The sequence below is a fragment of the Halococcus saccharolyticus DSM 5350 genome (genome assembly GCF_000336915.1).
GTDB classification, from domain to species: Archaea; Halobacteriota; Halobacteria; order Halobacteriales; family Halococcaceae; genus Halococcus; species Halococcus saccharolyticus.
In genome coordinates, this window is sequence record NZ_AOMD01000027.1 from 91,219 (window position 1) to 100,169 (window position 8,951).

At 65.5% G+C, this 8,951-nt stretch carries 10 protein-coding genes; 6 read left to right on the plus strand and 4 right to left on the minus strand.

Annotation, left to right across the window (positions count from 1 at the left end):
- Window positions 1–80: 80 nt before the first annotated feature.
- Window positions 81–1,037 (minus strand): succinylglutamate desuccinylase/aspartoacylase family protein, encoded by a 957-nt coding sequence (locus tag C449_RS12540; RefSeq protein WP_006078394.1) that lies wholly within the window; start codon window positions 1,035–1,037, stop codon window positions 81–83.
- Window positions 1,038–1,126: 89 nt separating this feature from the next.
- On the opposite strand from C449_RS12540, the gene C449_RS12545 reads away from it, so the two are divergent.
- Window positions 1,127–1,402: a DUF7536 family protein gene (locus C449_RS12545; protein ID WP_049914161.1), complete on the plus strand. Its 276-nt coding sequence runs from the start codon at window positions 1,127–1,129 to the stop codon at window positions 1,400–1,402.
- A gap of 122 nt (window positions 1,403–1,524) precedes the next feature.
- Entirely contained in the window at window positions 1,525–1,719 is a 195-nt protein-coding gene (locus tag C449_RS12550) for a hypothetical protein (RefSeq protein WP_241430115.1), read from the plus strand.
- Here C449_RS12550 and C449_RS12555 read toward each other — a convergent pair whose 3' ends face one another.
- Together C449_RS12555 and C449_RS12560 are read right to left on the minus strand one after the other, a co-directional pair.
- Window positions 1,720–2,964 (minus strand): potassium channel family protein, encoded by a 1,245-nt coding sequence (locus C449_RS12555; protein WP_006078397.1) that lies wholly within the window; start codon window positions 2,962–2,964, stop codon window positions 1,720–1,722. It lies immediately after the preceding gene.
- Between the two features lie 601 nt (window positions 2,965–3,565).
- Window positions 3,566–4,249 carry a TOBE domain-containing protein gene (locus C449_RS12560; protein WP_006078398.1) on the minus strand — a complete coding sequence of 228 codons (684 nt, stop codon included), beginning with the start codon at window positions 4,247–4,249 and terminating at the stop codon, window positions 3,566–3,568.
- 124 nt (window positions 4,250–4,373) lie between these two features.
- Between C449_RS12560 and C449_RS12565 the strand changes: the two genes are divergently transcribed.
- From C449_RS12565 to C449_RS12575, 3 genes are read left to right on the plus strand one after another with little or no spacing between them, the layout of a single operon-like run.
- The gene (locus C449_RS12565; protein ID WP_006078399.1) at window positions 4,374–5,393 is read left to right on the plus strand and encodes an extracellular solute-binding protein; all 1,020 of its coding nucleotides are present in this window, start codon (window positions 4,374–4,376) and stop codon (window positions 5,391–5,393) included.
- Between the two features lies 1 nt (window position 5,394).
- Window positions 5,395–6,204 (plus strand): molybdate ABC transporter permease subunit, encoded by an 810-nt coding sequence (locus tag C449_RS12570; protein WP_006078400.1) that lies wholly within the window; start codon window positions 5,395–5,397, stop codon window positions 6,202–6,204.
- Window position 6,205: 1 nt separating this feature from the next.
- A complete protein-coding gene (locus C449_RS12575) occupies window positions 6,206–7,264 on the plus strand; it encodes an ABC transporter ATP-binding protein (protein ID WP_006078401.1) in 1,059 nt (352 codons plus the stop codon).
- 90 nt (window positions 7,265–7,354) lie between these two features.
- On the opposite strand, the gene C449_RS12580 is transcribed toward C449_RS12575, so the two are convergent.
- Entirely contained in the window at window positions 7,355–8,617 is a 1,263-nt protein-coding gene (locus C449_RS12580; protein WP_006078402.1) for a glycoside hydrolase family 26 protein, read from the minus strand.
- A gap of 48 nt (window positions 8,618–8,665) precedes the next feature.
- Here C449_RS12580 and C449_RS18530 point away from each other — a divergent pair.
- The coding region (locus C449_RS18530) for a hypothetical protein (RefSeq protein WP_006078403.1) at window positions 8,666–8,951 on the plus strand (286 nt) is incomplete at its 3' end.

Genomic DNA, 8,951 nt, shown 5'->3' on the forward strand with positions numbered 1-8,951 from the left:
GGAGAGCGCCAGCGATCCCACCGTGAACGAGGCCGCAGGCCGAGTGAGCGGGTGTTTTTAGTCCAGGTTTTTGGAAGGGGTTAGTAGTGATCGATGTCGGTTCCGACCGAGCAGACGTACTCGCCGGTAGCGACCTGTGGCAGCCGGCGGGTTCGCCAGAACACGCCGTCGGCATCGGCGGTGGTCTCGGCTTTCACCGTCCCGAACGCGTCGGTGACGTGAAAGAGTCTGTCTCCCTGCTCGACGCTGTCGCCGAGCTCGGGCGCGAAGTCGACGAGGCCACCGGCGGGCGCACCGTACTGTTCGAACCCGGTCGCACGGACCTGGTCGTCGGGGTCGACATCACCATCGAGGAACCCGTACGCCGTGAGCACGTTGAAGATCCCCTCGACGCCGATCGCGACGCTCTCGGGATCGAGTCCGACCGCACCGCCGAGCTCGGGATCGATGGTCGGGACACCTTCGTCGGGGGCGGCACGGGCGAGCTGGCCGTCGGGACCCTTCTGATCGAGGACGTGGCCGCAGTCGAAGGTTTTGGCGAGTTCGAGACACTCGCTGTGGAGGTGGTGGCGCGGACCACATCGGACTCTGGTCTCGTGGATCATCCGACTCGTCGAGCCCTGGTGGAGATCGAGCACGAGGTCAGCGCCGGTGGCGGCCTCGAACGCGGCGGCGGCGATGCGTTCGGAGGAGGAGCCGTGCTCGTCGCCCGGAAAGGCCCGATTGAGCTTGGTGTCGTCGATCGGGTTGCGGTGTTCGGCCACCTGGAAGGCGTGGAGGTTGACGATCCCGACGATCAAAACTGTGCCGGCGAGGTCGTCGGGATCGAGCTGCGGAACCAGCGATCGAACGACGCCGACGCCGTTGAGTTCGTCGCCGTCGCTCGCGGCCTGAATGTAGAGCGTATCGCCCTCGGCTGCGCCGTTGACGACACAGACCGGCAGTCCCAGCGGGCTCCCGTCGCGGGTCTCGCCGACCGACAGCCGCCCGGTGTCGATCTCACCGGGAGCCGCGTTCGCGGTTCCGAGGCTCGTCATCGTTCGATGACGACCGCCGAACGTTCTTGAGGCGTTCGATATCCGTGTCGAATCAACGGGAATTTGGGGTCGCGAGTCGTAGTGAGTGCGTGTCGAACGACGCTCCGGAGCGCCCACCCAGCGCGGAGTTCGCCGCGGCACTGTCGGTCCCGCGCAACGCGAAGATCGGGGTCGCGGCCGGCGTCGCGGTCGCGGTCCTCGCCTACGCCTATCGGGTACTCGAACTCGCGGGGCCAGCGGCCGACACGCGCGGGTCACCTCTCCTCTTTGCCGTTCTCGCCGTGACGCTCGCGTTCGGCAGCGCGGCACTCGTGACGGTGGCGCTGACCTTAGTATCCGCCTACCGACTCGCCCGGGAGCGATAACCACCACGACGACGCGAATACGGCCAACGCCTGCGTATACTCGGCATCGATCCGTCCTCACAATAGTCAACGAAAGCGTCATGTGTCGGTTTCTTTTCAGCCCGTGGAGCGAACGACGAAGTATGCCGGAGCCGATACTGTTCGGGCTGGTAGCCGTCGGTCTCCTCAGTGGCAGCCTCGTTCACACCCTCGTCGACTGGCGATCAGTGCTTCCGTTCGTCGGTGATCCGGACGGAGATGACGACGATGCGGACGACGATGACCACGATACGGACGATCGGGACGATCCGGACGAGGACAACGAGGATCGGGACTGATTACGGTGCCGCGCCGGCGAGCGCCCGGAGTCGTTCGGCCGCCGTCTGCGGCCCCTTCGCGAGCAGCACGTCCCCGGCAGCGAGTTCGGTGTCCGGACCGGGCGACACGACCCAGTCGTCCCGCAGTTCGGTCACTGACTCGTCGGTCACCGATTCGACGGTGACGGCCTCACGGGTCGCCCGCCGGACCGCGATCACACCCATGCCGGTCTCGGTCCGAACCATCCGACCGCCGAGCGTCGCGCCGTCGAGATCGCTGTCGGGCGCGACAGTCAGTCGGACGATGACCTCGTCGGATTCCTTGACGGCCTCCGCGATCACCGGATGCGAGCCGAGTCCTCGGAGCACGCCCTCGCTGATCTCGACCGCGGCATCCGAGATGACCTCGGTGCTCCGGGCGAGGTGGACGAGTCCACGAAGTGACACCGGATCATCGATCTTCGCGGCCGCTTGCAGCGTCCACGCCTCGAAACGAGACTGGAGCTGGTCGACCTCGGCCTCCAGACTCACTACCTCGCGCGCGAGATCCTCACTGTCGAACAGCACCGCGCCGTAGGCGAGATCGACCCCGAGTTCGCTCATGTTTTTCATCAGTACCACCGAATCCATCGCCCGATCGAGGTCCGCAATGGTGGGCTCGGGGGCCTCGGGCGGCGTGTAGTGCTCGCCGGTGGTACTCCGATAGACGCCCGCGACCCCTTCCTCGGGCCCACGAAAGAACACGGCGTCGTCCGGGCGGAGATGCGTCTCGCGATCGGGGTTCATCAGCCACTCGTCGCCGCGCCGGATCGCGATCGCACGCACGCCGGTCTCGCTTTCGAGATCGATCTCCCCGAGGGTCGCGTCGGCAAAGCGCGCGTCGGGTGCGACGCGGGCGCGAACCAGCGTCTCGACCGCCGCGGGGAGCGCGGCAGCCATTGCGGGCGGCAACCCGATGTCCTCAACGACGACTTTCGCGATATCGCCGGTCGCGTCGCTAATCTTCTCGGCCGCCCCCACGATCCCGAGTACAGGTGCGAGCGCTTCGGCGTCGTCGGTGCTCCGGGCGGCCATCAGCAGGCTCATCCGCGTCCGGAGCTGGAGCACGTCCATTTCGGCTTCGAGTTCGAGAACGGCCTCCGCGACCGCATCGCTCCGCAGCAGGACGGCGGAGTACGAGAGGTCGATCATCAGCTCCGCGATGTCTTTCATCTCCGCGAGGAGCTGTTTGACGCTCCGAGGCTCGTACCCAACCGCCCGTGTCATATCGTGAGATTCGTCCAAGCCGACAAAAGGGTTCGTGCGTCGCGGCCGATCGGGTCCGGCCATCCTCCAATCGATCCAGGAAACGCTCAGCCCGACGGATTTTCCATATAGTGCTTTGGGATTTATTGAGTGGTTCTATCGTTCTATCCGAGGATGTAGCGAAATCACCGCCCACGCAGTGATCGAGATGGATAGCGCCGTCAAATGCCAGTGGCTACCGTGGCTAGCAGTTAGCTTTGAAAGATTCACCATATAGGCCGCTGGGCTCCGGGTCGAGGTAAAGTCTTATCGCGCAGTCATAGACATCTCCCAAACCGATTCGGTGCCGGCCATACGTTTGCTGGCAGGATTCTTGCCGTTGGAATAGTGAGCTATCTTCGATGAGAAGTCACGTTCACAACTGGGCAGCTCACCGAAATCGATCCCAGGGACGGTATCAAGCTGTGAGATCACGACGGTCACGTTCCAATAAACCACATCCCACGATAGTAATTCGGTCGTCGATTCGTGGATCAGCAATCGATCCGATGCGTTGACTCTAGCGAAAACGGTCGAAAGAGGCGGCTTCAGTCTGGTTTGAGAAGAACAGCTATCACGCAGGTCAGTCGGCGGCCGTCGCGCGGGTCGCCGTCGCCTTGAACGACGTGACGACCGAATCGCCGGTCACGAGGTCGAGTGCCGCGAGCGCGTCGTGGGTCACGAGCACGGCCAGCGACTCCCTAGCTCCGATATCAACACCGACGCGAACGATCGTCTCACCGTGGTCGAGGTCGACCACAGTACCGCGAAATCGGTTGCGTGCGCTCATCTCGCCCGTTTCTGGAATGTCGTCCGGTGCGTGGAGCGTGACGGCGTCGGCCCGCAGCGTCACCTGAACTCGTTCGGAAGCCTCGGGAGCCAGCGCGCGCACCGTTCCGGCAGCCGTCTCGACGGTCGCCAGCTCGCCGTCCCGGTCGACGATCCGTCCGCGGAGAACAGTCTCCTCGACCGTCGCAGTGCCGGTGTACGCCGTTTGGAGCCGATCGAAGCGTGCGATCAGGTCGTGTGCAGCGTCGGTGAGTTCGCTGCCGCCTCCGCCGACCCCGCCGCGCTGGCGCTCGACGAGTTCGCCGAACTCGTCTTCGAGGACCGTGATTCGCTTGTGAGCGCGTGAGAACGACCGTCCGAGCGCGTCGGCAGCCGCGTTGAGTGACCGGTGTTCGTCGACGGCGCGCAGCAGTGCCGCATCCGCCGCCTCGAACGACGCCCCGTCGGTCTGCAGCCGTGCCTCGAACCCCGCGTCCATACTCCTCCCTCGTGATCCGCGAGCAAGAGCTTTATGTCCAGGTCGCAATAACGGAGTTGTGTCCACGTCGGAACAACGCTCGCAGAGGTGTTCGCGGCGAGCGTTCCTCGGGAGCGTCGGAGCGATGGGGTTCACCGGAGTGGCCGGCTGTGTCGGGAGCGGTCGCGAAAGCGGCGGTGGTGGCACGTCCGCATCGATCGCGATCCTCTCGGCGGGGAGCTTGCAGAACGCACTGGCGAACGGTCTCAAACCCACAGTCGATGTCCCAGTAACGATCGAATCGCACGGTTCGACGACCGTGGCCCGCATGATCGCCGAAGGCAAGCGCGACCCCGACATCGTGAGCGTCGCCGACGTGGCGCTGTTCGACGAGCCGCTTTCCCCGTCGTGGCACTCGGTGTTCACGAGCAACGCCGTCGTGCTCGCGTACAATCCGAACACGGAGGGCGGCCAACGCCTTGCCGACGCGGGAAGAGAACGCTGGTACGAGCCGCTGGCAAAGGGAGCGATCGATCTCGGACGTACCGACCCGAAACAGGACCCACTGGGCTATCGGACACTGTTCGCCCTCGAACTCGCCTCGCGGTACTACGACGACGCGTCAAACCTCAAAGACAGGATACTCGAGAACGACCAGCTCTATCCCGAGACCGCGCTGATCAGCCAGTTCGAGACCGGCTCGATCGACGCCGCGATCGCCTACCGCAGCATGGCCGTCGAACGCGGGTACGAGTACATCGACCTCCCCAACGAGATCGACCTCAGCAACCCACAGTACGACGAGGAGTGGTACTCGACGGTCTCGTACAGCCTCCCGAGCGGACAGGAGATTCAGGGTGGCCCCATCAGCTACGGGTCGACCATCCGCAGGATGAGCGACGCTGCCCTAGAGGTGTTCGACGCCCACACAACCGGCAGCTATCTCGACGAACACGGCTTCCTCCGGCGCGAACAGTTCCCGACGTTCGAGGGAGCGGTCCCCGAGCGCGTCACGAGGGCGGTCGGTCGGACGAGCGGAGCCAGCGCGAGCGCGAACCAACCCGACAATCGATCGGGCGCGACTCAGTCGGTGAACCAGTCACGGCAGCGCACAGCACCAGTGAAACTGTCCTCCGCGGTGTCGGATATCACGGTCTTGCACTGAGATGGCGACGAGCTCTACAGAATCAGAGACGGCAACGCCGACGGTCGATTGGCTCACCGTTGCGCTGGTGCTCGGCGGTGTCCTCTGTCTCTACTACCTCGCACCGCTGGTGTCGCTGTTGCTGTCGGTTCCCATCGGGGAGATCGTCGGCCGAATGGGCGATCCGACGGTGGTGAACGCGGCGACCACCTCGCTGCTGTCGGCCTCGATCAGCGCGGTCATCGCGACGGTGTTCGGGCTGCCGCTCGCGTACTGGCTCGCCCGGAGCGAGGCGCGGTGGACGAACGCGGTGCTCGCGGTCGTGATCCTGCCGCTGGTGCTCCCACCGACGGTGAGCGGGATCGTCCTGCTGACCGTGTTCGGACCGAACGCGCCGATCGGCGCGGCCGCGAGCGCCGCCGGATTCCCGCTCACGCGGTCGCTCGCCGGGGTGGTGCTCGCCCAGACGTTCGTCGCCTCGCCGTTCGTGGTGGTGACGGCGAAGGCGGCCTTCGAGAGCGTCGATCGAACCCTCGAACACGCCTCGCGCTCGCTCGGGAAGAGTCAGTGGACGACCGCTCGCCGGGTGACGCTGCCGCTCGCCGCGCCGGGCATCCTCGCCGGGGTTACGCTCGCGTTCGCGCGTGCGATGGGGGAGTTCGGTGCGACCATGATGCTGGCGTACTACCCACGGACGATGCCGGTCCAGATCTGGGTCTCGTTCGTCTCGCTCGGCCTGGATGGGGCCTACCCAGTTGCAATCATCCTCGTCGTCATCGCAGTCGCGGCGCTCGTGATCCTCAACACCGTCGCGGCGAACCCCTGGGACTGAAATGCTCGCTATCGACGGCCTCACGAAGTCCTACGGCGCGTTCGATCTCGGACCGATCGATCTCGCGGTCGACGAGGAGGTGCTCGCGGTGCTCGGGCCGTCGGGATGTGGGAAAACGACGCTGCTTGCGGCGATCGCCGGCGTCACCGACACCGACGCCGGGACGATCACGTTGAACGGCAGGGATCTCACCGACCGCGCACCCGAGGATCGCGGGACGGTGCTCGTGTTTCAGGACGGGGCGCTCTTCCCGCATATGACCGCCCGAGAGAACGTCGCGTACGCCGCGGCGTCCACAGGAAAAATCGACGAACTCGCCGCCACACTCGAGATCGGCGACGTGCTCGATCAGCGGGCAGCGACGCTTTCGGGGGGCGAGCGCCAGCGGGTCGCGCTCGCGCGCTCGCTTGCCGCCGACCCCTCGGCACTGTTGCTCGACGAGCCGCTCGCCAATCTCGACGCCCCGATCAAGCGCCGGCTCCGCGACGAACTCCGGCCGCTGCTGTCGTCGCTTTCGATCCCGGTCGTGTACGTCACTCACGACCAGCACGAGGCGACGGCGATCGGCGACCGACTCGCCGTCGTGAACGACGGCGTGATACAGCAACTCGACACGCCAAGCGAGGTGTTCGCCCGGCCCGCGACGCCGTTCGTCGCGTCCTTCACCGGCAGCACCAACCTGTTCCAGGCACGGGTCGCGGAGGAAGAGGGAAATCCCGTTCTCGAATGGGCCGACCATCGGTTCGACGTTGCCGACGACGAGTACCCGGTCGGCGTGGACATCTGGTTCTGCATCCGTCCCGAGTACGTCACGGTGGTCGACGATCTCGCCGTCGAAGGGCGGAACAATCTGGATGGACACGTACGGCGTCGGGTGTTCGAGGGCGACGGCTACCGCATCGATGTCACGCCGGAAGGCGCAGACGACGTGCTCCAAGTCACGCTGTCGCCGCCGGACTACGACTGGCTGGACCTCGACGACCGCGATCGAGTTCGGCTATCGCTGCCGCAGGACGCGATTCACATCGTCGGCGAGTGCGACCGGACCGACGCCGACTGAATTTCGGAGGGTGGTAGAATCAGGCACGTTCGTCAAAGAGACAGCTCTCGGTAGGACGGAAACCGAGAGGTACGCGAAGCGGTGTTTCGCTCAGAATTCGCCGGCGAACTCGGCGTCGGTCAGCAGGGGCGGGTAGTCGGTCAGCGCACCCAGGAAGTCGTCGCCGGAAACAGTCCGATTGTAGGCGGCGTACGCGGCGTACTCCGTGCCCGAGACCGACGCCTGTTCGGTGCCGCGTTCGCTGCCGAACACCGCCCAGTCGGCCTCGTCGGCCCCAGCCTTGTCGACGTTGAACCAGCAGGTCATCTTGATATCGTTCGCGGCGACGTACTCGTAGGCCGCCTCGATCCAGTCGGCTTTTCGCGCGGGTCGGTACTCGCCGTCGCCTTCCGAGCCCGTGAACGAACTCGACGCGAACTCGGTCAGCGCCACCGGCTTGTCGGTCAGTTCGCGCAGCCGTCCGAGTATCGGATCGAACAGTTCCTGGGGGGTACGCCAGCTCGAATACGACTGACTCCCGCCGAAGTTGAACCCGTCGAGGCCGACCCAGTCGGTGTACTCGTCGCCCGGGTAGTACCGTTCCATCCGAATCCCGCCGACCTCGTCGGCGTTGACCGCCCAAACCCACTGAATGTTCGTCGCGTCGAGATCGGTCGTCCCGAACGCGTCGTACAGCCGCCGCCACATCTCGACGTACTCTTCGGGTGTTCCGGCTGCGGGGTTCTCGCCGCCGGTGGCGTTCGTGGTTCGGGAGCCGTTCTGGACAGGGGTGACGGTCGAATCGATGCGACTCGACTCGACCGCGCTCCACGGGAACCAGTCGCCGTTCATCTCGTGGGCGGGTCGGAAGTAAAAGCGCCGTCCACGTGTCCGTTCGCCGTACGGCCGGGCCCACGCATCGAGCAGCGTCGCCCACGACGACAGGTGGTCGTCGTGTTCGCCTGCGGCGATCTCACGCTCGACGGTCTCGCTCGTCTGCTGTTTTTCCTGTGCGAACGGCTGCCACGTGATCATCGGAACGTGGCCCGCGTTCCAGATGTCGGTCAGCGGGCCCTCGACGAACCCCTGCTTCGCGCCGTCGGGGATCAGCCCGTCGACGAACACGACCGCGACCGCGGGCGGCCGGTCGAGCCACTCCGTGTACAGTTCGAGGTTCGCGATCGCGTCCTCGCGGTTCGGCCCGCCGGGATACATCCCGGTGAGCGCCGTTCCCGCACGGGTTGCTGGCGGTTCGGGCGTCGGCGTGAGCTCCGGCGTCGGCGTTTCGGCAACCGGGTTGAGCTGTGCCGCACAGCCGCTCGTCCCGACAGCGCCGACCAGCCCGATCGATCGAAGAAACGTCCGGCGGTTCATCGGCTGTGGTGGGAGGGGGTGACGGTTCGATCGCCGGATGGCCGATCGATGATCGTCGAGAGGGGTGTCTGGATGGCGGACATCGGTGGGTTCGGGGACGGTTGGACGGGAGAGCGTCGGTTACCGTTCGTCTCGGAGTGGACGACGGATATACGTACTGGATTCGACGGGGGCGTGGCCGTCAGGGGTCACGATCGAGCCGATTTCGCCTCGAATCGTGTCCGTGATCCGTTGAAAGCGGTTCTGGACGACGGTTCGTCAGTCGAGGCGTGCGATCTGGTTGAGCGCGTAGACGACTCGGAGGATCTCGGCGGCATCGCCCTGATCGTAGACG